This is a genomic window from Sphingopyxis sp. HIX (assembly GCF_001468285.1).
Classification (GTDB): Bacteria; Pseudomonadota; Alphaproteobacteria; order Sphingomonadales; family Sphingomonadaceae; genus Sphingopyxis.
Map to the genome: position 1 here is coordinate 46,030 of NZ_LNSB01000027.1, position 26,040 is coordinate 72,069.

General features: G+C 67.4%; 24 protein-coding genes. 6 read left to right on the top strand and 18 right to left on the bottom strand.

Annotated features, from left to right (window positions below):
* Positions 1-91: 91 nt before the first annotated feature.
* From ATE62_RS13830 to coxB, 17 genes are all read right to left on the bottom strand, one after another.
* The gene (locus tag ATE62_RS13830; protein ID WP_058806805.1) at positions 92-2,566 is read right to left on the bottom strand and encodes a hypothetical protein; all 2,475 of its coding nucleotides are present in this window, start codon (positions 2,564-2,566) and stop codon (positions 92-94) included.
* Positions 2,563-5,529, bottom strand: coding sequence for a DUF3488 domain-containing protein (locus ATE62_RS13835; protein ID WP_058806806.1), 2,967 nt, complete (start codon positions 5,527-5,529; stop codon positions 2,563-2,565). The genes ATE62_RS13830 and ATE62_RS13835 overlap by 4 nt, the downstream gene beginning before the upstream one ends.
* A 2-nt stretch (positions 5,530-5,531) precedes the next feature.
* Positions 5,532-7,169, bottom strand: a complete 1,638-nt coding sequence (locus tag ATE62_RS13840; RefSeq protein WP_058806807.1) for a hypothetical protein — start codon at positions 7,167-7,169, stop codon at positions 5,532-5,534.
* Between the two features lie 52 nt (positions 7,170-7,221).
* Positions 7,222-8,697, bottom strand: a complete 1,476-nt coding sequence (locus ATE62_RS13845; protein ID WP_058806808.1) for a hypothetical protein — start codon at positions 8,695-8,697, stop codon at positions 7,222-7,224.
* Entirely contained in the window at positions 8,694-10,412 is a 1,719-nt protein-coding gene (locus ATE62_RS13850; protein WP_058806809.1) for a hypothetical protein, read from the bottom strand. The genes ATE62_RS13845 and ATE62_RS13850 overlap by 4 nt, the downstream gene beginning before the upstream one ends.
* 15 nt (positions 10,413-10,427) lie before the next feature.
* Positions 10,428-11,738, bottom strand: coding sequence for a hypothetical protein (locus ATE62_RS13855; RefSeq protein ID WP_058806810.1), 1,311 nt, complete (start codon positions 11,736-11,738; stop codon positions 10,428-10,430).
* Between the two features lie 254 nt (positions 11,739-11,992).
* Positions 11,993-12,364 (bottom strand): PRC-barrel domain-containing protein, encoded by a 372-nt coding sequence (locus ATE62_RS13860; RefSeq protein ID WP_058806811.1) that lies wholly within the window; start codon positions 12,362-12,364, stop codon positions 11,993-11,995.
* A 127-nt stretch (positions 12,365-12,491) separates the two neighbouring features.
* The gene (locus ATE62_RS13865; RefSeq protein WP_058806838.1) at positions 12,492-13,370 is read right to left on the bottom strand and encodes a class I SAM-dependent methyltransferase; all 879 of its coding nucleotides are present in this window, start codon (positions 13,368-13,370) and stop codon (positions 12,492-12,494) included.
* Positions 13,371-13,374: 4 nt separating this feature from the next.
* The gene (thrC, locus tag ATE62_RS13870) at positions 13,375-14,772 is read right to left on the bottom strand and encodes a threonine synthase (RefSeq protein ID WP_058806812.1); all 1,398 of its coding nucleotides are present in this window, start codon (positions 14,770-14,772) and stop codon (positions 13,375-13,377) included.
* A gap of 26 nt (positions 14,773-14,798) precedes the next feature.
* Complete coding sequence (locus tag ATE62_RS13875) at positions 14,799-15,452, bottom strand: SURF1 family protein (RefSeq protein WP_058806813.1); 654 nt, start codon at positions 15,450-15,452, stop codon at positions 14,799-14,801.
* Positions 15,445-15,831, bottom strand: a complete 387-nt coding sequence (locus ATE62_RS13880; protein ID WP_058806814.1) for a DUF983 domain-containing protein — start codon at positions 15,829-15,831, stop codon at positions 15,445-15,447. Before ATE62_RS13880 ends, ATE62_RS13875 begins: the two co-directional genes overlap by 8 nt.
* Complete coding sequence (locus ATE62_RS13885) at positions 15,832-16,707, bottom strand: cytochrome c oxidase subunit 3 (protein ID WP_058806815.1); 876 nt, start codon at positions 16,705-16,707, stop codon at positions 15,832-15,834.
* An 83-nt stretch (positions 16,708-16,790) separates the two neighbouring features.
* Positions 16,791-17,360 (bottom strand): cytochrome c oxidase assembly protein, encoded by a 570-nt coding sequence (locus ATE62_RS13890; protein ID WP_058806816.1) that lies wholly within the window; start codon positions 17,358-17,360, stop codon positions 16,791-16,793.
* Positions 17,357-17,515 (bottom strand): hypothetical protein, encoded by a 159-nt coding sequence (locus ATE62_RS23660; protein WP_197411604.1) that lies wholly within the window; start codon positions 17,513-17,515, stop codon positions 17,357-17,359. The genes ATE62_RS13890 and ATE62_RS23660 overlap by 4 nt, the downstream gene beginning before the upstream one ends.
* Positions 17,512-18,423 carry a heme o synthase gene (locus tag ATE62_RS13895; protein WP_058806817.1) on the bottom strand — a complete coding sequence of 304 codons (912 nt, stop codon included), beginning with the start codon at positions 18,421-18,423 and terminating at the stop codon, positions 17,512-17,514. The genes ATE62_RS23660 and ATE62_RS13895 overlap by 4 nt, the downstream gene beginning before the upstream one ends.
* 62 nt (positions 18,424-18,485) lie before the next feature.
* Positions 18,486-20,156 carry a cytochrome c oxidase subunit I gene (gene ctaD, locus ATE62_RS13900; protein ID WP_058806818.1) on the bottom strand — a complete coding sequence of 557 codons (1,671 nt, stop codon included), beginning with the start codon at positions 20,154-20,156 and terminating at the stop codon, positions 18,486-18,488.
* A gap of 16 nt (positions 20,157-20,172) precedes the next feature.
* A complete protein-coding gene (gene coxB, locus ATE62_RS13905) occupies positions 20,173-21,291 on the bottom strand; it encodes a cytochrome c oxidase subunit II (RefSeq protein WP_058806819.1) in 1,119 nt (372 codons plus the stop codon).
* A 230-nt stretch (positions 21,292-21,521) separates the two neighbouring features.
* Between coxB and pyrE the strand changes: the two genes are divergently transcribed.
* Genes pyrE through ATE62_RS13935 form a run of 6 tightly spaced genes read left to right on the top strand, consistent with a single transcriptional unit; the run spans position 21,522 to position 25,410 of the window.
* Complete coding sequence (pyrE, locus tag ATE62_RS13910; RefSeq protein WP_058806820.1) at positions 21,522-22,103, top strand: orotate phosphoribosyltransferase; 582 nt, start codon at positions 21,522-21,524, stop codon at positions 22,101-22,103.
* Positions 22,100-22,831, top strand: coding sequence for a pyridoxine 5'-phosphate synthase (locus ATE62_RS13915; RefSeq protein ID WP_058806821.1), 732 nt, complete (start codon positions 22,100-22,102; stop codon positions 22,829-22,831). The genes pyrE and ATE62_RS13915 overlap by 4 nt, the downstream gene beginning before the upstream one ends.
* A complete protein-coding gene (locus tag ATE62_RS13920; protein ID WP_058806822.1) occupies positions 22,828-23,061 on the top strand; it encodes a hypothetical protein in 234 nt (77 codons plus the stop codon). Before ATE62_RS13915 ends, ATE62_RS13920 begins: the two co-directional genes overlap by 4 nt.
* Entirely contained in the window at positions 23,058-23,459 is a 402-nt protein-coding gene (gene acpS, locus ATE62_RS13925) for a holo-ACP synthase (protein ID WP_058806823.1), read from the top strand. The genes ATE62_RS13920 and acpS overlap by 4 nt, the downstream gene beginning before the upstream one ends.
* 1 nt (position 23,460) lies before the next feature.
* Complete coding sequence (gene lepB / locus ATE62_RS13930) at positions 23,461-24,294, top strand: signal peptidase I (RefSeq protein ID WP_058806824.1); 834 nt, start codon at positions 23,461-23,463, stop codon at positions 24,292-24,294.
* A gap of 18 nt (positions 24,295-24,312) precedes the next feature.
* Entirely contained in the window at positions 24,313-25,410 is a 1,098-nt protein-coding gene (locus ATE62_RS13935) for an AI-2E family transporter (protein ID WP_058806825.1), read from the top strand.
* Between the two features lie 37 nt (positions 25,411-25,447).
* Here ATE62_RS13935 and ATE62_RS13940 read toward each other — a convergent pair whose 3' ends face one another.
* Positions 25,448-25,990: an FKBP-type peptidyl-prolyl cis-trans isomerase gene (locus tag ATE62_RS13940; RefSeq protein ID WP_058806826.1), complete on the bottom strand. Its 543-nt coding sequence runs from the start codon at positions 25,988-25,990 to the stop codon at positions 25,448-25,450.
* Between the last annotated feature and the right edge of the window lie 50 nt (positions 25,991-26,040).

Below are 26,040 nucleotides of genomic sequence, written 5' to 3' on the forward strand. Positions count from 1 at the left end.
TTTCACCCGAAGCAGGCTCCTGTTTCCTGCCGCTTGCGACCCGGCCGTTCGATCTTTTCCGGATATTCTTTATCGTATCGCCGCGTTTTTCTTATCCGGCGTCGAGAATCCATCGCGCGAGGGCGCCGCCGGGCGCGAGCAACTCGCTGGCGACGCGCAGATGGGCATCGCTTTGTCCGCCCTCCCCGCCCGTTCCCACGGTCGGATCCTGGAAATTGACCGCGACGACCACCAACGGCCCCTTGGGCGGCAATTGGGCGCAGCCGATGCGCGCCGGCTCGTCCTCGCCGGCGCGGGCGCCGACGACGAACACATAGGCCTTGGTATCGTAGCGCATCCCGGGTTCACCCAATGCCCGGATCGGCCGGCCGCCTTCGAACAGGACGTCGACCCCGCGGTAGCCGAGCGTCCGGCGCTCGCGCGCCTCGGGGCCGGCCGGGACTGCGCGCGCCCGGCAGCGGTCGCCGGTGTCCACCGCCCAGTCCGCGCCGCGCTTCGCCAGGCAAAGCCGGCCGCCGCGGATGTCGCGGTTGACCTCCCCGATCGTCTGCAGTTGGGCCGGGGTGGCACTTTCGGACGTCGGGGTCCCCGTCTTGGACAGGAGTATGAAATCGTCCGGCGCACCGGGGCGCCAGCGCATCACCCGGTCGCGCAAACCGAAGCGCGGTGCCGCCGCCGTCCCCACATTGGCGACATCCTCGAGCCCCCGGCAGATCGCCTGGTTGCGTTCGAAGGCCATTCTGGCCGGGCGATAGCTTGCTGGCCAGGGGCGAAGCCGCGCATTGACGCGCCGGCCGGTGACGAGCCGGGCATAGGATTGGGCGAGCACGATGTTGTTCCACGCATAATCCTGTCCGCCGAGGATGATCGGCACGACCTGGGCGCGGAACGACTGCAGGCCCTCGAGCGCCGGCCAATGGATGTTCGCCGGATTGGGCAGGCCCGCCGCCCAGTCGTCTTCGCCCCACAGCGCGAGCTTGTCGAGCCCCCGATGCCCCCCGGCATCGTCGGTGCCCTTACCGGGCGAATCCGGGCTGATGTAATAGCTCTCGAAATCGCGCTTCCAGGGGAGCTCGATCGTCCGCCTGCCGCCGCCGCGAAAGCAGGGGGCCGCCGCGCCGGCATTGCGGTAGTCGCGATTCGCGGACCGCGGTTCGGCCGGTTCGGCACAGCTGGTGAGCATCATCAACGCCGCGGCATATTGGTTCGACGAGAAGGCGATAAACTCCTGCGCGTCGATCCAGCCCCCGCTCCGGACGGCGGGCGCATGGAGGCTGCCGTTCAGATCGACGCCCAGGACCTGGTCGATCTGGTCGGCCCCGCCCGGCGTATCGGCGACCTCGAGCATCCGGCCATCCTTGTAGAAGGAACTGAAGATCGCCTCGGCCACCAGCGGCTTGGCGACCGAGCCCACGGGCATTTCGCGGAAATTCACGTCATAGTCGCCGAGCGGCCCCACCGGCCGGAACAGGTCGTTCCCTTCGCGCGAGGCCATCCCGAGGATTTCGCCGTTGCGCGCATCCATGATGGTGATCGCGGCGGGACGCCTGAGGCCCTGGGCGTCGTAGACGCTATCGAGCGCCTGCTGCGCGAATTGCGAAAGGTTGAAATCGAGCGTGGTCTCGATCGCCAGCTCCATCGACCGGGCGCGCGCAGGATTCCACTGCGCCCACGCCGACATCGACGACCGGGCGCTGCGGCTCAATCGCGCGTAGCGCTCGTTCCCGTCGATGGTTTCCGCGCCGACGACCCGGCTGCGCGGCACCTCGATGAAGTCGAGCCGCGCGCCGTCGGGCAGCGCGCCCGCGATGCGAAGGCAGGTGCCCGGTTCGACCGTCAACCGGTTGGTCACGGGATCGACCGCCGCCGCGTCTTCGCTGTTGCAATAATGCGCCTCTGCCGCAGCCGGCAGCGTCAACTGCCGCCCCTTGCGCCGATAGGCGAGAACCATGTCTCCGTCGCGGTCGGCGTCCGAACCCTTGCGCAACTCGATAGCCCCGCGCGACCCCGCCGCGACGTAAAAGCCGTCGTCCCAGCCGCCTCCGGCGACCCCCGCACGGTAGAGTGGCCGCCAGACTCCGTCGCCACCCGTGCCATTGAGCCGCACGAAAGCGGCGCTGTTGCGTTCCGAGCCCCGGTAGAGAAGATCGCCGTTCCAATTGGCCTGCGCGAGCGGAGAAATGATCGCGTGCGCTCCCGGCGCGATGCCGACGAGCACATTGTCGTCGATCCACAGCGCCGGATCGTTGCGCGCGATATCCTGGCGCAGATAGGATCGCTCGACATAGCCGCGAAGTCCGGGAATCTCGCGATTGGCAGCGTCGAGCCGTGCCTCGTCCAGCCGGACCACCGCCGAACGCCGCAATGTGTCCGCGTCCTGCCGCGCGGTGTCGAGCGCGTCGGTCGCAACGAGGATGTTGCGCGGGATGAGCACATGGTCGACGATCAGGCGATAGCCCTCGTCGGCGTCGCGGAGCTGCCGTTCGGGCGCCGTGATGCCGATCACCGGAAGCACGGTCAGCAGCGCGGCCGCGAACCCCGTTGCGACGAACTTGGATGCGCTCATGCGGCCTCCTCCCGTGTCGCCAGCGCGCAGACGAAGGCCGCGAGCAGCAGCGCCAGCCCGTCGGCGAGATCGCTGATCGAAATGGGCGACAGAAAATAGACATTGCGGCCCGTGAACGGGACCGCGAGCATGTTGGCGAGCGCCATGTAGAGGCTGCCGGCGAACAGGATGAAAGCCCCCGACACGGCCGAGAGCGGCATGGCCCGCGCCGGGCCACTCGCCGGCGGCATCATGTCGCGCAGGATCAGGATCGCGCCGACCAGAAGGAGGAGCAGCATCGCCGCCGTACCCGCGCGTCCAAAGGGCGCCATCATGTGCACCGACACCGAATAGTCGCTGAAATGGGCGGCTTTCAGCTCGAACGGAACCGGCTGGTTGAGGAAACCGCGCCCCCACAATCCCTGGTTCGCATAGACCGTCATCGCGTAGAAGGCGGCGCGCGCGCCTTCGCTGTCGCGGGTGCCGCGGGTACCCAGCGCCTCGGGCGCCGCGAAGGCGATGGCGCGATCGTGAAAATGGCCCTCCTCGCGCGTCTTGATGATCGCATCGATGGTTTCGATCTCGTGGCTCGCCATTTGGCGCGCCTGTTCGGCGGCGTCATATTGAACGGGCGCATCTGCCGCCAGATAGACGAACAACAGCGCAATTCCCCCCACCGACAGCAGGACGGCCGTCCGAATCCGGCGCACCGCCTCGGCTACGCCGGCCAAGGCATGGCCCGTCCATAGTCCCGCCAACGCCAGCGTCGCGGCAGGCAGGCCGACAACGGCAAACCCCGGATCTCCGCCCACAAGCGCGGCGATCCCCAGCAGCACGGCGGCGGGCGCCCACAGAAGCATCGCAAATCCGAGCAGCGCGCCCCAGCGCGCGCGGGGCGGCGGGGCGCCGACGACCAGCCGGCACGCAAAAGCCACGGCGAGCACCAAGGCCAGCGTGGCCAGACCGATCGGCCGCCCGACGAGTCCAAAGACGGCGACGGTCGCCAACCAGCACGCCCCGAAGATTGCGCCGCAGAAAATCAGGACGCGGCCTCGCCCCGCCGCGAGCGTCGCGGCCAGCGAAGCATCGTCGGGATCGAAGCGATCGCGAAGCCGCGCGAAGTTCCACGACGCCAGGCCCGGCCGACGATGGACAAGCCCACGCCAGACCGCGGCCGCCATGGGCAGCATCATGGAAAGGAGGAGAAGCACGATCGGCACAAGGAAGAGCAGGCTATAATCGGCCCAGCCTCGGCCCCCGACCCACCTCCACGCCACGCCGGTCAGGATGCAGGACACCAGTGCGGCGAGCACCGGGAGCAGCCAGGTCCGCGCCGTCCGGCCGCCCGGGGCAGCCGCATAGTGGCGAGCGAACAGGGCGGCCGCCTGCGGGATAGTCCAGATCGCGACGGGTGCCGCCAGCAGCGCGATTATCGTCGCCGAACGAGGGTCGACATAGGCCGCCTCGAACGCGACCAGCAGGCGCAGCGCGAGCATGTAGTCGAGCGTCGTCAGCACCGCGAACATCGCCAGATTCCGGCGCCGCAGCGTCCACGTCGCCAGCACCGAGGCGCCAATCCCCAGGATGCCGAGCCAGATCGCGAAACGAAAGGGGTAATAGGCCCGATCGAGCATGCCGAACTGGACGAGGATCGTGTCGCCGGCATCGCTGCCCATCCGCACTCGCTCGGCGGGGGCGTCGACCGGAAGCCCGGCGAAAAAGCGGTCCACATAATAGCCGAGGCGCGTTTGCCCGGGATCGGCCGTGCGGGGGGCATCGGCCACGGCCTTTCCGGCGATTTCCGGGCGGCAGGCGTCGCCCGTGCAGTCGCCGCCCTTCAGCGTGACGAGTTGCCGCACCTGTCCCGCCACCTTGTCGCCCAGGACCGGGAAGCGCAGTTCTTCGATGCCGCTTCCTTCCAGGATCGATCCCAGATTGCCCAGCGAAACGAGCCGCTCGTTGCGGGTAGCCTTCCGTTTCCGCGCCGCTTCGTCATAGCCGATGCGCAGCGTATCGGGCGTATCGAAACGCACCGTCAGCGAAGGCGCGCGCCTCCCCGCCGCCGTCGGAGCGGCCAGCGACAGGATCATCGATCGCCGCTCGACGAGCCGCGCGCGGGGCAGTTCGTCGACGGGATCGCCGTCGCGCAGCGCTTCGAGGAAATGTTCGGGCGCGGGCCTTTCCAGGCTGTATATGGCGATCCGGTCTCCCGAGCCGGCTCGGGCGGCCGATGGCGCCTTCGGCGCCGTCGTACATCGCCCATCGCCCAGGTGGGCATCGGGGTCGGCGAGGACCACCTGAAGCGCGCCGTCGCTCCAGACGAGATAGGTTTTCACGCGCGCCACAGACGAACGGCGCGCGGTAAGCGCAAAGTCGCGCAGCAACATGACGCGGCGCTCGACCGCGGACGGCAAGGCCGTCGTCGCGGCCACGCCGTCCAGCTCCAGACGGTTGGCCGCAGCGTCATGGCGGATGCGGTGTCCCGCAACGCAAATGGTCCGGCGTCCGAGCGGCTGGGCGCCGATCCAGCGCGTGGGGCCGCCGGGCGGCGTGACCGTCACCGCGCCGTTGGCGCGCGCCGCGGCCGCCTGCACGATGCAAAGCGGCGCCGCCTCCGAACAGGGCGACGCCCCCGCGCCGAAGAAGATCGTCAGAAAGGCGCCGCCCAGCGCGGCCTGGTCGTAGGGCCGCCGCTGCACGACGAGGTCGTCCGATTGCCGGTCGTCGCCCAGCGTCAGGCTTCGCGCCGACGGCCGTTCGCCGGGCGTCCCCGCCGCAAAGCGCACTTCCTGCAACTCGAGCCGCAGGTCGCCCATTCGCCCCCCGGCTTCGAAAATGACCAGCGAAACAAGGGCGAGCTGCGAGGCGGCGGCGGCGAAAACCATCCACCGCGCCACCGCGCCGCGCCACAGGGCGATCAGCAACAGCGCGATGAGCGCGACCGAGCCCGTCGTCAGTATATATCCGGACGTCGGGTCGGGCATCGCTATCCGCGCCCCTCGACCATGTCGCCCGCCATGGGGTGGGGTGCGGAGAAATAGCGGCTCTCCATCACATCGTCATATTCGCGCCGATGCATCTTCACGAGTTGCCGGACCGGCAAATAGGCGATGAACACATACCAGATGAGCAGGAGAAACCCGAGGCCGAGACCCACGACATAAACGATCTTGCGCAGATCGCTCTTGCTGCCCGAGATTTCGGTGTGCCACGCGGCATCGAAGGTCTCATAACTCTTGTGCGCGGCATTTCCCGTCGAAAAGGGGTTGGCAACGGCTTCGCCGGACTGGGACAGGAAAGCATTGCGCGCCTTCGCATGCGCCGCCCAGAACTGGCGGGCCGGAGCGCCCATGTCCTTTACGTCGAAGGTCGTCGCGGTCGCGATTTCCGCGAGCGCGGCCAGCTGTTCATAGCCGGGATGAAGCGTCACTTCCCGGCCGTCGCCGCGGGCGATCTGGAAACCGGCCTTTTCGCTGTCGTCTTCGGCCGCGACGGTGATCCGGCGCGCTTCGGTGATCCACCCCTCGCGCGCCAGCAGCAGCCGCGTGAGCACGGCAAGCTCGGGATAGGTTTCCCACAGCTCCGTTCCCTGCCCCTGCCGTGCGAGTTGCAGGACCAACCGGCCGTCGTCCGTCAACTTGCCGCGCAGCGGACTGGTGCAACGGTCTTCGCACAGCCGGCGATCCGACAGCAGCAGCAGCGAGAGATAGTCCTGCCACAGCGCGGCGCCCGCGCCCTCGGTCAGGTTCATCATATATTGCGAGGGGCGAAGGATGGGCAGCAACGTCGCGCCGGTCGCCGTGGCCTGCCCCGCGCCGCCCGCGTTGCGATCGGCCGTCGCGCTCTTGATCGCGGTCCGCAGCGCCGCGCGGACCGCCGTCGTCGCATCGGACAGCGCAGCCCCGGTGCGTCCCTCGGCCTCGGCAAAGAGCAGCCGCCCGTCCATCCAGTGGCACGGGATGGCAAGGCTTGCCTGCGGCGCGCCGACATCCTCGGCCCCCTCGCTGTTGGCCGGCGGGGTGCGATCGCAGCCCGCTTCGGTCAGGAAGGTGCGGGCACCGACCGTGTCGCCGCTGCGAAACGCCACGACCGCCTTTAGATAGGCGGGATCGAATCCGGGGTTGGTCGATCGTCCACCGCTCTTGCCCAACCGCTCGAGCGTCGCGAGTTGGTAATCGCTGCCCGCTTCGAAACGGCCGCCGCGGGCCAATTGGCGTTCATAATCCTCGCCCAGTTGCGCCGAAACGCGGTTGAGCGTCTCGCGCGCCGCCGACGTCCGGTCAATCGTCGATTCCGACAGGTCGGTCGCCATCGGCCCCGCACCGAGCAGTGCCGCGTCGATACCGAGGTCGCCGGCGCGCAGCTGGCGATCGAGTTCGCGCGCCTCGGCGGCGGTCCACACCTGGTCGGGGCGCTTCGCCCAATCTTCTTCCGTGACGACCCGGGTGGTCCAGGGGAAGGCGCTGTAGGCGACCGTCGCGAGCGCGATCACCAGCAATATGGTCGTCGCGCCATGGGCGACGAGCGCGCCGCGCAGATTCAAATAGATACGCCGCTTCCGGAACGCCTTGGCCAACCCCGCGAGTTGCCGTCCCTGCGGCAGCTTGCCCCCGTCCTTCGTCATTGCCCCCACAGCCCCTTCTTGCCGTCGCCCGCTGGTCCCCGCCGGCGCGGCGCTATCGCGAACGCTTTTCGGTCAGCTTCGCAAATTCGCGATCGGTTTCGCGCCGCACGTCGAACGGCGATTTCGCCGCGCGGTCATGGTGGCGGACCCATTCGGCCAGCCCCTTTCGCGTAAACAGCGTGCGCATCGTGCGAAGCACCGGGTGCCGTTCGGCCTGCCGCTCCAGCCAGTCCCTGCGTCCGCCATTCTCCTCTATGCGGCGCAGAAGCCACAGCAGCGGCTCCCATATCCCCCGGCCCTTTCCATATTGGCTCGGCGGGATTTCCCGCTTTTCGACCGTCTTCAGACTATTGTCCTTGGGATCGACGATCTGTTCCTCCCAGCGAAGCGGTCCGCCGACGCACGCGGAAGAGAAATCCAGATTTACCGACCGGAAATTGTCGGTCATCACGCGATAAGGCGCGCGGTCGCCCTTGTCCCGGTTGGCGGCGATAAGCGACAGCCACGGGTCATTGCCGTCGATCCGCTGCTGATCTTCGCCGACAACGACGGGTTCGGGTGCCGGATCGGTCCCGAATATCTGGTCCGCCTTGGTCAGCATGACCGACAATGGGATATGCGATCGCCGTGCGGCCTTGAGCCGACCCTCGCGTTCGTCGGGACCAAGCGCGCGGTAGCGTTCAAACGCTTCGAGCCGCGTCCCCTTTTGGACGTCCTGATCGATGACGTCGAGGAACTGCGCGAGCGGCCCCAGCATGCGCATCGAATCGGTCACAACCTGGTTGAGGTCGTCCCAATCCTTGGCATCATAGGGCGAGAGTGCCGGCGACGTGCCGTCGCGCTCGACATATTCGGGGGCCTTCCGGTCACGAACACCGACCGCTGCCGGCCCGGGAAGAACGAGGATTATCCCCTTGGCGATCGCGATCGCTGCACAAAGCTGGCGTATTCGCGGCTCGTCGGTGCCCGCAAAGCCCGCGCTTCTGGGACTGATCAGCTGCGCGAAGAATTCGCCGGGAACGTCGATGAAGGTCCAGTCCGAACGTCCCGCCTCGGCGCCTTCGCCGGCCGGACTCATCGGCATGGCCTGGACGCGCTTCGTACTCAGCGTGCCGTTGGGTTCGACGAAATCCTGCCCGATCAACTCCTTCGAGACTCCGGCCACATAGCCGAAGCCGTCGGCCATCTTGGCCGCCTGCAACACGCAGAAGGATTTGCCGGCGTTGCTGAACCCGGTGATGAGGATCGGCGCGCCGCGCGTCTCGATATTCTCCAGCTTGGTGCGCAGTTTTTCGTAATCGTCATCGGTGGGAGCCACGAACGGCGGAACCAGGATCGGCAGGGCAGGCGCTGCGGCCGCCGCGGCCGCCGCGGCCTGGTCGGGAACCGGCGCCGCCGGTGCAGGAAGCGCCGCTTCAGGCTGAGGGATCGGCGCGACATTGAAGGCGACCATCGGCTGATATTTGTGACCGCGGGGACAATCGACCGCATCGTCCGGAAGCTTTTCGCCGCATTTGCAGATCTTCACGACCTTCTCCCTCCTGCCGCGGAAACGGCGACCGGAGGCATCCGCCGCAGGTGCCGAAGATAGGCGATCATCGCATCGGTGCGCGCCATCGCATCCATTGCTCCGCCGGGAGCGCCGGGCCGTGGGTGAGCTTCGCGCAATCGCGCGAGCAGCGGCTCGTGCAAGCCGGCCTGGAAAATGCGCCGGGCGCCGCTGCCCCCGCTGGCATGGTCGAACAGCATTTCCGCGCTGGCGCGAATATCTTCGCGCAGCGCCGGATCGACCGACGGCGCATAACCGAGGCGGGCCAGGCGGGAGGCAAGCCCCTGCAGAGCGGGGCCGCTCGCTTCCTCCGCCCTGTGCTCGCGGGCCTCGCGAAGCAGATCGCGGACGAGCGCCGCGAGGCGGGGCAGTTCCGCAGGCCGATCGAGCGCGCGCGCCGCGGCGCGATCGGCGGCGTCGTACAAGGCCACCATCGACGCCTCCGACGCGCCCGGGCTTCCCGGAAGCTCCGCGACCCACTGATCGCGCCCCGCCTCGTCAAGACACGAAAAGAGAAGGAGCGGATCGGGGTCCGTGAAACCGGCCCTGACGAGCCTGGCCTGATCGATGCCGAGCGTGGTCAGCGTGGCGGGTGCCTGCGACAGAAGTTCGCGGCGCAGCATCGACAGCGAGGCATGATTGGCCGCGCCGTCGACGAGATAATGTTCCACCAGTCGCCCGACGGCGACCCCGATCTCCCGCTTTACATCGTCGGCCGCCCGAACAGTCCGGGCAGCATCGACCAGAAGACGCAGCCAGTTGGCAACGCCATCGGGTCCGAAACCGGCCGCGATTTTGGCGAGCATCGCTTCGCCGCGGTCGTGCAGCGTATCGGCGGGCGTGGCGTCGCGATGCCCCACCCCCCGCAGGCCATCGAGGGCCCGGGCATGGTCGTCGCTGCCATGCCGGCTTTCCGAAACCGCCTGGGCCAGCGCGAGCCAGCACCGTTCGATGGCCGGAATGTCGGCACCGCTGCGGATCGCAAGGCCGCCGCCGGGCGCGAAGCCGATATCGACCGTTCCCGTCGAATCGGGCTCTTCGGGTATCGTGCCCGGCGCGACGGACAGCGACCATGCCGTCCCGGGCAGCGCCAGCGTCGACCAGCTCATGGTCGTCGCCCGGTCGAACGGCGCGGCGGCAAGCAGATTGCCGATCAGTCGCAATGCATAGGCCGACCGCTCGTCGTCGGTCGCGTGCCGGGCCGCGTCGTGAAACCGGACAGGCACGATGCCCAGCAGCGGCAGGAACGCCGCGACGTCGGCGCCGGCGCCCTCCCTGCCCGACGGCGTCTGAGGGATATCGACGACCGCGGCGGGAATCATTCCGCTCGGCGTCAGCATCGCCCGGTCTTCGAGCCACGGCCCGACCAGTCTGTCGGCGCGGCCGTGCATCTGCCGTACCGCATCCTCACTCATCAGAACGCCGCTGGTGGTCACGACCGGGTTGCCGTCGATCGGCGCATCGCCACGGGTCGTGGAGAGGAACCAGATGCCGGGACTGCCCGGAACCGGCATCAGGCTGTGCATGACGACGCCGGGACCGACCTGGAACACCATATTATGGTTGAAGCCCGAGAGTCCCCCAACCGCTGCATCGTCGATGGGCAGCACCGGCGAACGACCGACCACGCCGAAATTCCGCCCGCGCGATAGCGGGCCGAGGATCAGGCGTGGAAGTTGGATCGTCTCGGCCACGCTGCTTCGCCCGGACTATTGCGGATTGGCCGCGGAGGCGGGGGTCGTGGCGGCGGACTCCGGCGCGGCGGTATCCTTCGGAGCCGCCGTGCTCGCTTTCGCGGTCGGCGTCGTTTTTGCCGAACCCTTGGGCCGCGCTTCGGACGCCATTGCGGCATCGCCGGGTGCTTCGTCGGAGGCAATCTCGCCCTCGGCGACCTCGCCCTCCCGTTCGCTGTTCAGTTTGACCAGATAGCCGGCCGTCAGCGCCTTGGCGACCTCGGCCCTGATACCGCTCCGTCCCGCCTTGAAGTTCTGCGATATCACGCAGTGTCCGGCACGTTCCACCTCTGGCCTCGACAATTGAGCATAGTCCTGGTTCGCCGCAAGGCCCTCGACGATCTTCGGGCAATCGACTTCTCCCGCTTCGAAACGCTCGCCGACGCCCGCAAAAATTGCCCTGAAGAGCGCGCCCTGTCCGTCTTCTCGTTGCCCGGCATCGTCCCATGTCTTATCGAACGAACCGCAGCCTTCCTCCGGACAAAAGCTAGCGAAATCTCTCGGACGGCGGCCGTGAAGTTTGGTCCAGCCGGATTCTATCGCATCGCCATAAGCCGCGTCATAGACTTCATGCTGAGGCGCAGGCGGCGCGTAGATATCGGGCCGGACGAGGTCCAGGCCCAACGCGGTCCCCGCCGCAATAGCCGCGCCGACGAGCACCGCCAGAAGGTGCGTCCACGACTGGCGCCACCAATCCACGACCTTTTTCCACGACCAGCGGCCCGCAGGCTCCTCCGATGCGGGAACTCCGCCGGGTTTGGGCTGTTCGGGGGGCTGTGTCGCGACCAAGGTCGCAGCGATCGCATCAAGTGTGACGGCCGAATCCACCTGTTGCGCCCGCCCTTCGTCGATGATCCTTCCGATTTCGTCCGACAGGCCGGTTCGCCCCAGCGATGCCTCGATGGAGGCGATGCGGTGCGCGATGCCGTCGACCCGTTCACCGCCCCCCGCCAGTCGCTGCATTGCGGCTTCAGCCTCGCCGAGCGACGTCGAAAGCGCGTCCGCCTGTCTCGCGGCCTCGGCAACCCTCTCCTGTTGCCGATGAGCTTGATCCAGGAGATTGCCGACGCGCTTGTCGATTTCGGAGAGGGCGGCGATTTTCGCTTCGAGCGCCTCTCCCGTCTTCTGACCGGTCAGCGCCGCGGCTTTCGCTTCTGTGACGATCTGCGCCAGTGCCGCCTCCACGGCGGCCTTGACGCCCGCGCTCGTCCGCTCAAGAACGAGTTCCTGCCACAGCCGCTCGAACTCGGCGGCTACCGCGCTATCGTAACGATCTTCCCCCGCCATCGGCCTCGATACTCCATTCGAACAATGCGAATTCGAATCGTCGGTTAAGACGCGCCCCTCGCACAGACTAATAGCGCGTTAACCGCAAGCAAGTGGTCGGCGAAATAATTGTCGAATGGCGCGAATATTTGGGCATTCTGCCAGAAAAAGGCGAGCAGCGGGCCGATCGGGCGCCGCTGGACCGAAAACTGTCCGCAGGCTTTGCAAGAAAGGGCGGGCCGCCGAACCGGCCTGCCCTTTCGCGATGCGCGACGTCAGAGCATCGGATAGCTGAGGCCGTAATAGCCGTAGACGGTCCGGCCATATTCGTCGGTATATTCGGGGGTGTCGTCGCGGGCGTAGCGCGGCGCGCCGGTGACCTGCTCCTTGGTCAGGTTGACGACATAGCCGCCCTTGTCGGTGTCGTAGGTCAGCATGTCCCACGGCAGCGGATAATGGTCGCTGCCGAGTCCGAACAGGCCGCCGAACTGGAGCACCGCATAGTCGGCCTTGCCCGAATATTTGTCGATCATCACATTGGCGATGGTGCCGAGTTTCTCGTTCTCGGGATTGTAGACCGCGGTCCCTTCGACCTTGTCCGAGGCGATGAGGCGGTTGGTTTCGCTGCGTTCGAGCGTGTCGGCCATGATGTCTCTCCTGTGAAAGGGAGCGAACGAGGACCGGAGGAGCCGGCCCTCGCCGCCCCCATGCCCACGCAACGGGGCGCGGCAGCAGGAGTTGCTCGGCTTACCGCAAAGGGTGGCGGATGTGCGGTCAGCGGCTCCAGCGCGCGAAGATCGCGGTGGGGAGCAGCAGCCCCCGCGCCTCTTCGCGCACCGCGAGTTCGCCGCATTCGACCTGGCCCGGCAGGTCGGCGAAGAGCTGGTTCAAGAGTTCGCCGATCGCCAGCGCCGACATGCGCACCGCATAGACGGTGAGGAAGAGCGCGCGGCTGTCGGCGTCGAGCAGCAGGCGGCAATCGGCGAGCAGCGGCGCAAGCCCCTCCTCGAGCTGCCAGCGCTCGTTGTTCGGGCCGCGGCCGAATTTGGGCGGGTCGAGCAGGATCGCGTCGTAACGCTTCTCGCGCCGCACCTCGCGTGCGGCGAACTTGCCGGCGTCGTCGACGATCCAGCGCACCGGCTTCTCGTCCATGCCCGCGAGCGCGGCGTTTTCGCGCGCCTGCGCGACCGACTTCTTCGACGCATCGACATGCGTCACCGACGCGCCCGCGGCGGCGAGCGCCTGGCTGCCGACGCCGGTGTAGCCGAAGAGGTTGAGGAAGGCGGGGTCTTGCTTGCCCGCGACCTGCGCGCGCAGCCAGTCCCACACCGGCGCCATGTCGGGGAAGAAGCCGAGATGGCGGAAAGGCGTGCAGCTCGCGGTGAAGCGCGTCTCGCGCCAGCCGAGCGGCCAGCCCTCCTGCGGCACGGGCTTGTTATAGTACCAGCGGCCGCCGCCATCGTCGTCCGACGCGGGGACGAACTCGCCGTCGGCGGCGTCCCATTCGCCCTGCGGCAGCGCGGGCGCCCACATCGCCTGCGGCTCGGGGCGGATGAAGCGGAAGCGGCCATAGCGTTCGAGCTTGCGCCCGTTCCCGCTGTCGACCAGCCCATAATCGTCCCACGCCTCGCCGACGAGCGTCACGAGGGGCAAGAGCTCAGCCACGCGCGGCTTCCGCGAGGATGAAGGCCTTCACCGCGTCATAGTCGCCGGGGAGCTTGCTGTAGCGTTCCTCGCGCTCGAAGAGGTTGCCGAGGCGGGCGGGCAGCGCGGGACGCACGCCGGTGGCGCGCTCGACGGCTTCGCGGAACTTGGCGGGATGCGCGGTCGCGAGGGTGACGACGGGAATATCGGCGTCGAGGTCGATCTGGCGCGCCGCGGCGAGGCCGACCGCGCTGTGCGGGTCGATGACCTGCCCGCCCTTTTCCTGCGCCCAGCGCAACGCCAGCGACATGCTGTCGCCGTCGATGCTCGCGCTCGAGAAAAGCCCGCGCGCCCCGCTCAGCATGTCGCCGGGGATCGTCATCGCGCGGTTCCGGTCGAACTCGCCCATCATGCCGGTGATGGCACCGCCGTCGCGGCCCGACAGGTCGAAGAGCAGCCGTTCGAAATTGCTGCTGACCTGGATGTCCATGCTGGGGGTGGCGGTCGGGGTGACCGTGCCCGCGCTATAGTCGCCGCTGGTCAAAGCGCGGTGGAGGATGTCGTTGACGTTGGTCGCGACGACGAGCCGCGCGATCGGGAGGCCCATGCGCGACGCGACATAGCCCGCGAAGACGTCGCCGAAATTGCCCGTGGGGACCGAGAGGGCGACCGGGCGATCGGGGCCGCCGAGGCGCACCGCAGCGTAGAAATAATAGACGATTTGCGCCATCAGCCGCGCCCAGTTGATGCTGTTCACCGCCGACAGCGTGACCTGGCTGCGCGCCTCCTCGTCGCCGAACAGGCGCTTCACCATCGCCTGCGCATCGTCGAAGCTGCCGTCGATCGCGATATTATGGACGTTCGGGGCGAGCACGGTGGTCATCTGGCGGCGCTGGACGTCGCTGACGCGGCCCTCGGGATGGAGCATGAAGATCTGGATATGCTCGCGCCCCGCGACCGCCTCGATCGCCGCCGAGCCGGTGTCGCCCGAGGTCGCGCCGACGATCGTGATGTCGGTGTCGCCGCCCGCGAGGAACTTTTCGAACAGCTGGCCGAGCAGCTGGAGCGCGACGTCCTTGAACGCCAGCGTCGGGCCGTGGAAGAGTTCGAGCAGCCAGTGGCGATGGTCGAGCTGGACGAGCGGGGTCACCGCGTCGTGGCTGAAGCGGCCGTAAGCGGCCTTGCAAAGCTCACGCAGTTCGTCCTCGGACAGCACCCCCGCGACGAAGGGGGTCATCACGCGCACCGCGGTTTCGACATAATCGAGCCCGGCGAAGGCGCGGATTTCGTCCCGGCTCAGCACCGGCCATTTCGCCGGCACATAGAGCCCGCCGTCGCCGGCGAGCCCTGCGAGGGTGGCGGCACGAAAGTCGAGGGTCGGCGCGGAGCCGCGGGTGCTGATGTAATCCATGGCGCCCCGCGCCTAGCCGCCGAACGTCAAGGCCGCAAGCGGCGGCGCACGGCGATGATGTAGATGACCAGCGCGGCGATCGCGAAGAAGAACCATTGCCCGGCATAAGCGAGATGGTTGTTCGGCGTATCGGCCGCCGATGGCACCGCGCTGGGGCGCAATCCGGGCGCCGGGACATCGGCGACGAGCAGCGCGCGCGCGGGCATCGCCCTGCCCGTCAGCCGCTCGATCATCGTCGGCTGTTCGGGGCCGGGGACGATCGTCCCCTGCACGATGCCGCCCTTCCACGCGGGCGTCTTTCCATCGGGCATGAAGTTGTCGGCGGTCCCCATGTCGATCAGCACGCCCGGCCCCTCGGCGCCGGTGCGGCAGTCGGCGATCATGCGGATTCCACTCTTGCCCGCGCGGTCCGTGCCGCCGCGCTGGTCCCAGCGCACCGGTTCGAGGCAGGTCACGCTGCTCTTGCGAAAGAGCAGCGCGTCGGGAACCGGCGGCAGCTCGGGATAGGTCACCAGCGACGACATCGCCATATTGCGCTGGTAGAGCGCGATCAGCGCTTCCTTCTCGCCCTTGCGCTGCCATTGCCAGACGCCGAGCGCGATCATCGTGGCGACCGCAGCGAGCACGAGGATCGTGGGAATGAGGGGCCAGCGGCGCGGTGTGGGGGCGGGCTCAGTCATCTTGTTTCTTCCCCTCGGCGGCCTCGCGCTGATGCTCGCTGGCAAGCAGCGCCGCCTTGCCGACGCGCAGGCCATAGATCACCGCGACGACCGTCAGCGGCACCCACAGCACGACATGCACCCAGAAAGGCGGGTTGACGAGCGTATCGAGCGTCAGGGCGGCCACGATCAAGAGTGTGCCGATGATCATCGTCAGGAAGGCCGCGGGGCCGTCGCCGACATTGTAACGGCCGCTGTCCATGTCGCACGACGGGCAGCGGTCGCGGAACGTCGCGGGCCACAGGAACAGTCCCGGCGCGCCGCATTCGGGACAGAGCGCAAAAAGGGCAGCGCGCCAGACCGGCGGCTGCCCCTTTTGGCTGTTATCGGATGCCGTCACTTAGTGCGCGGCGACAGGTGCGCCCCAGCCGCCCCAGACATAAACGATGATGAAGAGGAACAGCCACACCACGTCGACGAAGTGCCAGTACCAGGCAGCGGCTTCGAAACCGAAATGCTGCTGCGGGGTGAAGTGGCCCTTGTAGCTGCGCACGAGGCAGACGATCAGGAAGATCGTGCCGACGAGCACGTGGAAGCCGTGGAAGCCGGTCGCCATGTAGAAGGCCGAGCTGTAGTTGCTCTGGCCGAACGGGAACGGCGCATGGGCATATTCATAGGCCTGGATCATCGAGAAGATCGCACCGAGGATGATCGTCGCCCACAGGCCCTTCTTCAGGCCGTCGCGGTCGCCGTGGATCAGCGCGTGGTGCGCCCAGGTGATCGTGGTGCCCGAGCAGAGCAGGATCAGCGTGTTGAGCAAAGGCAGCGAGAAGGCGTCGATGACTTCGATGCCCTTCGGCGGCCACATGGTGATCGTCGCGGCGCCGTCCTGGCCGAACAGCGAGGTCACGCCGTCGGCGGTCACTTCGATCGGCACCGGGAAGAGCGAGAAGTCGAACCAGGCCCAGAACCAGCCGACGAAGAACATCACTTCCGAGGCGATGAACAGGATCATGCCGTAGCGCAGGTGCAGCTGGACGACCGGGGTGTGGTCGCCGCTGTGCGCTTCGTTGATGACATCCGACCACCAGCTGAAGAAGGTCGCGATCACGCCCATGAAGCCGAGCCCGAGGACCCATTTGCCGGCGGCGCCGAAATGATCCTCGTGCATGAACATGACGAGGCCGAAGAACATCACCAGCGCAGCGACCGAGCCGATGAGCGGCCAGACGCTGGGGTTTACGAGGTGATAGTCATGATGTTTCGCACCGGACATGGCGTGTTTCCCGTTTTTAGCAGCCCCAGCATCGCGATTCCCCATCGCCCGCCGGTCTTGTTAAGACTCTGTCGATGGCGGCCTTAGCTCGCCTTTTTGCCCTCGTCTACCGGCTCTACAGGGTGGAAGGTGTAGCTGAGGGTGATTTCCTGGATGTCGCGCGCGTCGGGATCGTCCATGATCGCGGGATCGACGAAGAACAGCACCGGCATGCGGATCTGCTGCCCGGGCTCGAGCTTCTGCTCGGTGAAGCAGAAGCACTGGATCTTGGTGAAATATTTGCCCGCCTGCGTCGGGGTGACGTTGAAGCTGGCGGTCCCGGTGATCGCGTGCGCCGACTGATTCTCGGCGATGAAGATCGCCATGTCGCGCGCGCCGACGCTGACCTGGTCGGTCGGATGCTCGGGCTGGAATTTCCACGGCAGGCCGGGCGACACATTGGCGTCGAAGCGGATCGACATGGTGTTGCTGAGCACCTGCGGCGTCGCCGCCGCGGCGACGGGGTCGTAGCGCTGCGTCGTGCCGCCGAAGCCGGTCACGCGGCAGAAGAGGTCGTAGAGCGGCACCGCGGCGAACCCCAGCCCGACCATCGACAGCGCGAGCAGGCCCGCGAGGCTGGCGGTCTTCGCATTGGGGGACAGGCGCGCGATCATTGGAATATCTGCATCTTGGCGATGGTGATCGCGAAGAAGAGCACCGCCAGCGCGATCAGCAGCACACCCATCAGGTTCGCGCGGCTGCGCTGGCGGCGGCGATACTCCGCCTCGTCGAAGGGTTCGGGTGCGTCGGGCTTTTCGAGATCGGTCATAGCGGCCACCAATGGTCGGCGACGACGGCGCCGAAGAGGATGAAGAGATAGGCGATCGAGAAGGCGAAGAGGCGCTTTTCGGGGCGCATCATATCGCCCTCGCGCGTCGTGCGCATCCCGACCTGCACCGAGAGCGCGACGAAGACCGCCGACAGGATCACCGCGGTCCAGCCGTAGAGCGCGCCGGTGTAGCCGAGCGGCCAGGGCGCGATCGCGCCCGCCGCCATGATCACGGCGTAGAAAAGGATCTGGCGCCGCGTCGAGGTCTCGCCCGCGACCACCGGCATCATCGGGATGCCCGCAGCGGCATAGTCCGAGCGCACGAACAGCGCGAGCGCCCAGAAATGCGGCGGGGTCCACAGGAAAATGAGGAGGAAGAGCAGGATCGGCAGCGGCGCGACGCTGCCGGTCGCGGCGACCCAGCCGATCAGCGGCGGAAAGGCGCCGGCGGCGCCGCCGATGACGATATTCTGCGGCGTCCGCGGCTTCAGCCACATGGTGTAGACGAAGACGTAGAAGAGGATCGAGACGAACAGCAGCAAGGTCGCCTGCCAGTTCGACGCGAAGAGCATCAGGAACAGCGAGAAGGCCGCGAGCCCGACGCCGAACTGCAGCGCGGTCTGCGGGTCGAGGCGGCCCGCGGGCAGCGGGCGCCCGGCGGTGCGCTTCATCTTGGCGTCCAGCCCCGCCTCATACCATTGGTTGAGCGCGCCCGAGGCCCCTGCCCCCAGTGCGATCGCGAGGATCGACGCGAAGGCGAGCACCGGATGCACTTCGCCCGGCGCGGCGAGCAGGCCGCACAGCGCGGTGAACACCACCAGCGACATCACGCGCGGTTTGGTCAGCGCGAACAGGTCGCGCCAGTCGGCGGGAAGCGCCGTTGCGCCGTGGGTCAGGCTCTGCGCCATGCTAACTCCAGGCCGGAAAGCGAACGCCCCCTGCCGATATATCTAGCAGGGGGCGAAGCTTGTCAGGCGATACGCGGCAGTTCGTTGAACTGGTGGAACGGCGGCGGGCTCGGCAACGTCCATTCGAGCGTCGTCGCGCCTTCGCCCCACGGATTGTCGGCGGCCTTCTTGCCCGCGAACAGGGCCCAGCCGATGTTCAGGAAGAAGAAGATCATGCCGACGCCCATGATCACATAGCCCCACGACGAGACGAGGTGCCAATAGGCATAGGCCTCCGCATAGTCGGGGTAGCGACGCGGCATGCCCTGCTGGCCCAGGAAGTGCTGGGGGAAGAACAGGACGTTCACGCCGATGAAGAAGACCCAGAAGTGCAGCTGTCCGAGGAACTCGTTGTACATCCGGCCCGACATCTTCGGGAACCAGTAATAGAAGCCGGCGAAGAGCGAGAAGACCGCGCCCAGCGACAGCACATAGTGGAAGTGCGCGACGACATAATAGGTGTCGTGGAACGCGGTGTCGGCGCCCGCGTTCGCGAGCACGACGCCGGTCACGCCGCCGACGGTGAACATGAAGATGAAACCCATCGCCCAGACCATCGGGGTCTTGAAGCTGATCGAGCCGCCCCACATCGTCGCGATCCAGCTGAAGATCTTGATCCCGGTGGGGACCGCGATGACCATCGTCGCCGCGGTGAAATACATCTTGAGGTTCACGCTCATGCCGACGGTGAACATGTGGTGCGCCCACACGATGAAGCCGACGACGCCGATCGCGACCATGGCGTAAGCCATGCCGAGATAGCCGAACACCGGCTTGCGGCTGAAGGTCGAAATGATCTGGCTGACGATGCCGAAGCCCGGCAGGATCATGATGTAGACTTCGGGGTGACCGAAGAACCAGAAGAGGTGCTGGTAGAGCACCGGATCGCCGCCGCCCGTGGCATCGTAGAAGGTGGTGCCGAAGTTGCGGTCGGTGAGCAGCATGGTGATCGCCGCGGCGAGCACCGGCAGCGCGAGCAGCAGCAGGAAGGCGGTGACGAGGATCGACCACACGAACAGCGGCATCTTGTGCAGGGTCATGCCCGGCGCGCGCATGTTGAAGATGGTGGTGATGAAGTTGACCGCGCCGAGGATCGACGCCGCACCCGCAAGGTGGAGCGAGAAGATCGCCATGTCGACCGCCGGCCCTGCCGAACCGCTGGTCGACAGCGGGGCATAGACCGTCCAGCCGGTGCCCGCGCCGAGCCCGCTGCCGCCGGGGACGAAGCTCGACCCCAGGAGCATCACGAAGGCGACGAAGGTCAGCCAGAAAGACACGTTGTTCATGCGCGGGAAGGCCATGTCGGGCGCGCCGATCATCAGCGGCACGAACCAGTTGCCGAAACCGCCGATCATCGCGGGCATGACCATGAAGAAGACCATGATCAGGCCGTGCGCGGTGATGAGCACGTTCCACAGATGCTTGCCCTGCACCTCGCCCGCGGCGGGGTCGAGGAAAGCCGCCCAGCCCTGGAGATACTGGATGCCCGGATGCGCCAGTTCGAGGCGCATCATGCCCGAGATCGCACCGCCGACGATGCCGGCGACGATCGCGAAGATCAGGTAGAGGGTGCCGATGTCCTTGTGGTTCGTGGACATGAACCAGCGGACGAAGAAGCCCGGCGTGTCGTGATCATGGTCGTCATGGGCATGATCATGGCCATGCGCCGGTGCAGTCGCTGCAATATCGGTCATCTGTCGGACCCCTTGATTATTTCTTGGCGGCCGGGGCAGCGGCGGGAGCCGCAGCCGGCGCTGCTTCGGGTGCAGTTTGGGCGGGGGCAGCGGCAGGGGCCGCAGCGGGAGTGGCGGCCGGCGTCGCGGCAGGAGCGGCGGCGGGGGCTGCCGCGGCGGGCTTGGGCTTCGGATCGCCGCCCTTCGAGCGGACCCAGGCCTCCCACTTGTCGACCGGCAGCACTTCGACCGCGATCGGCATATAACCATGATCGACGCCGCAAAGCTCCGAGCACTGGCCGTAATAGACGCCGACCTTGGTCGCGGTGAAGGTCGTTTCGTTCGCGCGGCCGGGGACCGCGTCCATCTTGGTCCAGAAGGCGGGGACCGCAAAGCTGTGGATCACGTCGGCGCCGGTGATGATCAGCTTCACCTCGCGCCCGACGGGGACCACCATGCGGTTGTCGACGGCGAGGTGATAGGGCTCGCCCGCGGCCTTGGCCTGCTGCTCGGTCAGGATCTTCGAAACATATTCGGGGATATTCTGGTCGGGATAGGCATAGCCCCAATACCATTGATACCCCGTGACCTTGATCGTAAGCGCTTCCTTCGACGGCGGTTCGTACTGCGCCGCGAGCAGGCGGATCGACGGCACCGCGATGACCGCGAGGATCAGCACCGGGATCGCGGTCCAGATGATTTCGATGAAGGTGTTGTGCGTGGTCTTCGACGGCACCGGGTTCGCCTTGGCGCGGTAGCGCGCGACGACCCAGAGCAGGAGGCCGAGGACGAAGAGCGTGATCACGGTGATCACCGGCAGCAGGATGATATGGTTGAACCAATAGGCCTGCTCGCCGATCGGGCTGACCTGCGGCTGGAAATCGATGCCCGCATCGATCGGCTGACCGACGCCCGGGGTGGGCTTCATCGGGACATAGGTCGCGTCGCCCGCGGGAGCCGCCGCATCGGTGGCCGGGGCCGCCGCAGCCGGAGCGGCCGCGTCGGGGGTGGCCGGAGCCGGATTCGCCGTGGTCGCCGCGACCGGGGGCGTGGCGGGTGCCGCCGCCGGCGCTGCCGCCTGGCCTGCGCCAACCGCGCCGAGCGACAAAGCCGCCGCGATTAATGCCGCGATTACAGGGGTTTTCAAGCTCTTCATAAGGATAGTGCCGCCCGTTGCCTGTTGTTCTTTTTACCACCCAACCCACAGAAAAACGGCCGGACATGCGTCGCGGCAGCCGTTCTGCGGGCTGAATCTTGCGGGCGCTATAGACCCGCTTGCCGCTTGCCTCAAGCATCTCTAACACTATTTTGCAGCGCGAGAAAAACCGCCGCTTTCACCCTGCCGACCATCGCGGACGGCGCCCATGAAAAAAGACCGATTCTCCCATGACCGACGACGAAATCCTGGCCGAATTCCGCGCCGCCGACGCGCTGCTGCAGGGGCATTTCCTGCTCTCCTCGGGCCGCCACAGCGAATATTACCTCCAGTGTGCGCGCGTGCTGATGGACACCGAGCGTGCCGGGCGCCTCGCCATCGCCCTCGCCGCCAAGCTGCCGCGCGAGCTTCGCCAAGCGATCGACATCGTCGTCTCGCCCGCGATGGGCGGCGTCATCATCGGCCACGAAATGGGCCGCGCGCTCGGCAAGCCTGCGATCTTCGTCGAACGCCCCACCGGTACCTTCGAGTTGCGCCGCGGCTTCACGATTCCCAATGGCGCGAAAGTGCTGATGGTCGAGGACGTCGTCACCACCGGCCTGTCGTCACGCGAGGCGATGGCGTGCGTCGCAGAAGCCGGCGGCGACGTTATCGCCGAGGCGGCGCTGGTCGACCGCTCGGCGGGGAGCGTCGATCTCGGCGTCCCCTTCTACCCGCTCGTCGCGATCAATTTCCCGACCTATGCCGAGGACGAACTGCCGCCCGAACTCGCCAAGACCAAGGCGGTGAAGCCCGGGAGCCGCGCGAATTGAGCAGCCGGCTGCGCCTCGGGGTCAACATCGACCATGTCGCGACGATCCGCAACGCGCGCGGCGGCGAGCATCCCGATCCGGTGCGCGCGGCGGAGATCGTCGCGGCGGTCGGCGGCGACGGCATCACCGCGCATCTGCGCGAGGACCGGCGCCATATCCGCGACGACGACCTCGCGCGCATCCAGGCCGCGACCGACCTGCCGCTCAACCTCGAGATGGCGGCGACCGAGGAGATGCTCGAGATTGCGCTGCGCCATATGCCGCACGCCGCGTGCATCGTCCCCGAAAAGCGCGAGGAGCGCACGACCGAGGGCGGGCTCGACGCCGCGGGGCAGCATAATCATCTCGCCCCCATTGTCGCGCGCCTGTCCGACGCGGGCATCCGCGTCAGCCTGTTCATCGAACCCGACGCGCGCCAGATCGAGGCGGCGATGCGGCTGCGCGCGCCCGTGGTCGAATTCCACACCGGCCGCTATGCGCATGTCGAGGGCGAGGAGCGCGCCGCGGAACTCCGCCGCATCGCCGACGCCGCGGCGCTCGCGTGGAAGAACGGCATAGAGCCGCACGCGGGGCATGGGCTGACCTATGAGAATGTCATCCCCATCGCGGCGATCCCGCAGCTCGCCGAGCTCAACATCGGCCATTATCTGATCGGCGAGGCGATCTTCACCGGGCTCGACACTGCCGTGCGCCGGATGCGCGACCTGATGGACGAGGCACGCGGGTGAGCGCGCCCGGACATACGCTCCTGATGGTGTCGGGCGTCCTGAAGATCGGGGGCACGCTGTTGTGCGCGCTGCTGCTGGCGAAGCTCGGATGGGATATGGCAAGCGGTCGCCAGGTCGAGATCCCGCCGGTCCTGCTCGTCGCGATCCCCGCGACGCTTGCTGCGCAGCTCGCCGCCTGGGTCGGCTGGCGCTACGTTACGCGCCGCGAAACCGGAGATGGCGGCGCATGATCATCGGCCTCGGCTCCGACCTCTGCAATATCGAGCGCATTCAGAATTCGCTCGACCGCTTCGGCGAGCGGTTCGAGAAGCGCGTCTTCACCGACGTCGAGCGCGCCAAGGCGGCGCGGCGGCCGTTCACGCGCGCGGGCACCTATGCCAAGCGCTTCGCCGCCAAGGAGGCCTTCTCCAAGGCGGTCGGCACGGGCTTCAAGCGCGGGGTGTTCATGAAGGACATCGGCGTCGTCAACGCCCCCTCGGGCGCGCCGACGCTGGCGCTGACCGGGGGCGCCGCCGAAAGGCTCGCCGCGATGATCCCCGCGGGCCACAAAGCCCATATCCATCTGACGCTGACCGACGACCATCCCTGGGCGCAGGCCTTCGTCATCATCGAGGCAATCAAGGACTGACATGGCGAAGACCAAGGACAAGGGCGAGGAAAGCTGGGGCAAGTTCATCCGCGACATCGCGGTGATCCTGCTACTCGTGCTCGCGATCCACAGCTGCGCGGCGAAGCCCTTCTATATCCCGTCGGATTCGATGATGCCGGTGCTGCGCAACGGCGACCGGCTGCTGGTTAGCAAATATCCCTATGGCTGGTCCTATGCCTCGGTCAGCTTCCACCTCGCGCCGAAGATGGCGGGGCGTATCTTCGCCACGCTGCCCGAGCGCGGCGACATCGTCGTGCTCGAGCATCCGGTCGACCGCACCGACTATATCAAGCGCGTGATCGGGCTGCCCGGCGACACGATCGAGATGCGCGACGGCGCGCTGATCCTGAACGGCACGCCGGTGAAGCGCGAGGTGCAACCGATGATGGCGATCCCCGTCGATGCCAACACCCCCTCGTTCGACAGCAGCCTGAAGAGCCTGGTCCGCATCGACGCGCAGGGGCGCGAGACGCTCGAGCTGCCGATCTACCGCGAGACGCTGCCCGGCGGCGCCTCCTACGACACGATCGACATGGGCGATTACGAGGTCGACCATTTCGGGCCGTACAAGGTGCCCGCGGACCATCTGTTCCTGATGGGCGACAACCGCGACGGCAGCGCCGACAGCCGCGTCGCGGTGAGCCGCAAGGGGCTGGGCGGCGGCGTGCCGTTCGATGCGATCGCCGGGCGCGCCGAGATCGTCACCTTCTCGACCGACGGCACCGCCGAATGGTACAACCCGATCAGCTGGTTCAGCGCGCTGCGTTCGGGCCGCGCGGGAACCGACCTGACGCCGGAACGTAACGGGAAATAGATCTTAAAGGGAGGCGGCATGGCGGAAACCGACGCACGGGCGCGCGCCAAGGCCAAGGCCGAAGCCCCCGGCCCCACCGAGATCCGCAGCCAGCTGGTCCGCACCGAATTGCTGAAGGCCGGCACCTGGCTGGGCCTCGCGCTGCTGATCGGCGTGTGCATCGTGCTGGTCCAGCCGATCCTGCTGATCTTCGCGGGCATCGTCGTCGCGGCGATGCTCGACGGCGGCACGCGGCTGCTCGGCCGGATCCTGCCGATCGGGCGCGGGTGGCGGCTGATGATCGTCTGCCTGTCGCTCGTCGCCTTCCTCGCCTGGACCGTGATGTTCGCGGGGTCGCAGATCGCCGACCAGGCCGCGACGCTGCAGACCGTCGTCATGGCGCAGGTCCAGCGTATCGCCGCCTGGGCCAGCGAGCATGGCATGGGCAATATGCAGATCGACGCCAAGACGATCGCCGACAACCTCGCGGGCACCGTCGGGCGCGTCACCGCCGCGGTCGGGTCGGTGCTCGGCGCGTTGACCAGCCTGGTGATGATCGTCGTGCTCGGCATCTTCATCGCGATCGAGCCGCGGCTGTACGAGCGCGGGGTCGCGTGGATGCTGCCGATGAAGAGCCGCGAGAATTTCTACATCACCACCGCGCGCATGGGCTTCACGCTGCGCCGGCTGATGGCGGGGCGGCTGCTCGGCATGGCGGTCGAGGGGGTCGGAACCTGGCTCGCCTGCCTCGCCTTCGGGGTGCCGATGGCGGCGCTGATGGGGCTGCTCACCGGCCTCCTCGCCTTCATCCCCAATATCGGCGCGATCCTGTCGGGGGTGCTGCTGGTGCTCGTCGGCTTCTCGGCGGGGACCGACACCGGGATCGCCGCGATCGTCATCTATCTCGTCGTCCAGACGGTCGACGGCTATCTGATCGTGCCGATGGTCGCCAAGCGCACGGTCGACCTGGCCCCCGCGCTCGTGCTGGGCGCGCAGATCCTGCTCGGGGCCCTGCTCGGCGTGATGGGCTTGGCGCTCGCCGACCCGATCGTCGCGATGATCAAGGTCGCGCTGGAACGCGAGGCCGAACGCAACGCGGGCGCGGCGCCCAAAGCAAAAGCGGCGGCAAGCCCCTAGGCCCGCCGCCGCTTTGGCGAATTCAATCTGACCGCGATCAGGGCTGCGGCGGCACCGCGCCCGGCGGCGGGGCGCCCGGACCACCGGGAGCGCCGCCCTGCATCTGCTGCATCATCTGTTGCTGCTGCATCATCTGCTGCTGCATCGCGCGGACTTCGGCCTCGGTGCGGAAATCGAGCAGCTCGACCTCGAAATGCAGCGTGCTGTTCGCGGGGATCGGCCCGGCCGCATTCTCGCCATAGCCGAGCGCGGGCGGGATGGTGATCTTGTACTTGCCGCCCTTCTTCATGCGGACCAGCGCCTGCGAAAAGCCGGGAACGACCTGCGACACCTGCATCGGCGCCTGTTCGTTGGCGTCGAACTCGGTCCCGTCGTCCAGCGTGCCCTTATATTTGACGAGCACGACGTCGGCCTTGGTCGGGCTGAGGCCGGTGCCTTCCTTGACGACCTCGAAGCCGATGCGCGGGGTCGATTTGACCGCGAAGCCGATCGCGACCGCGATCAGCGCAGCGACGCCGAACCACATCAGCCACAACCCGCCCTTGCTCACCGGGCGCAATGGAACCGTCGTCACGCTCATCGTCTGATCCTTCCCCTGCCCCCAAGATCCTTGGCGCGGCAAAAATGTTG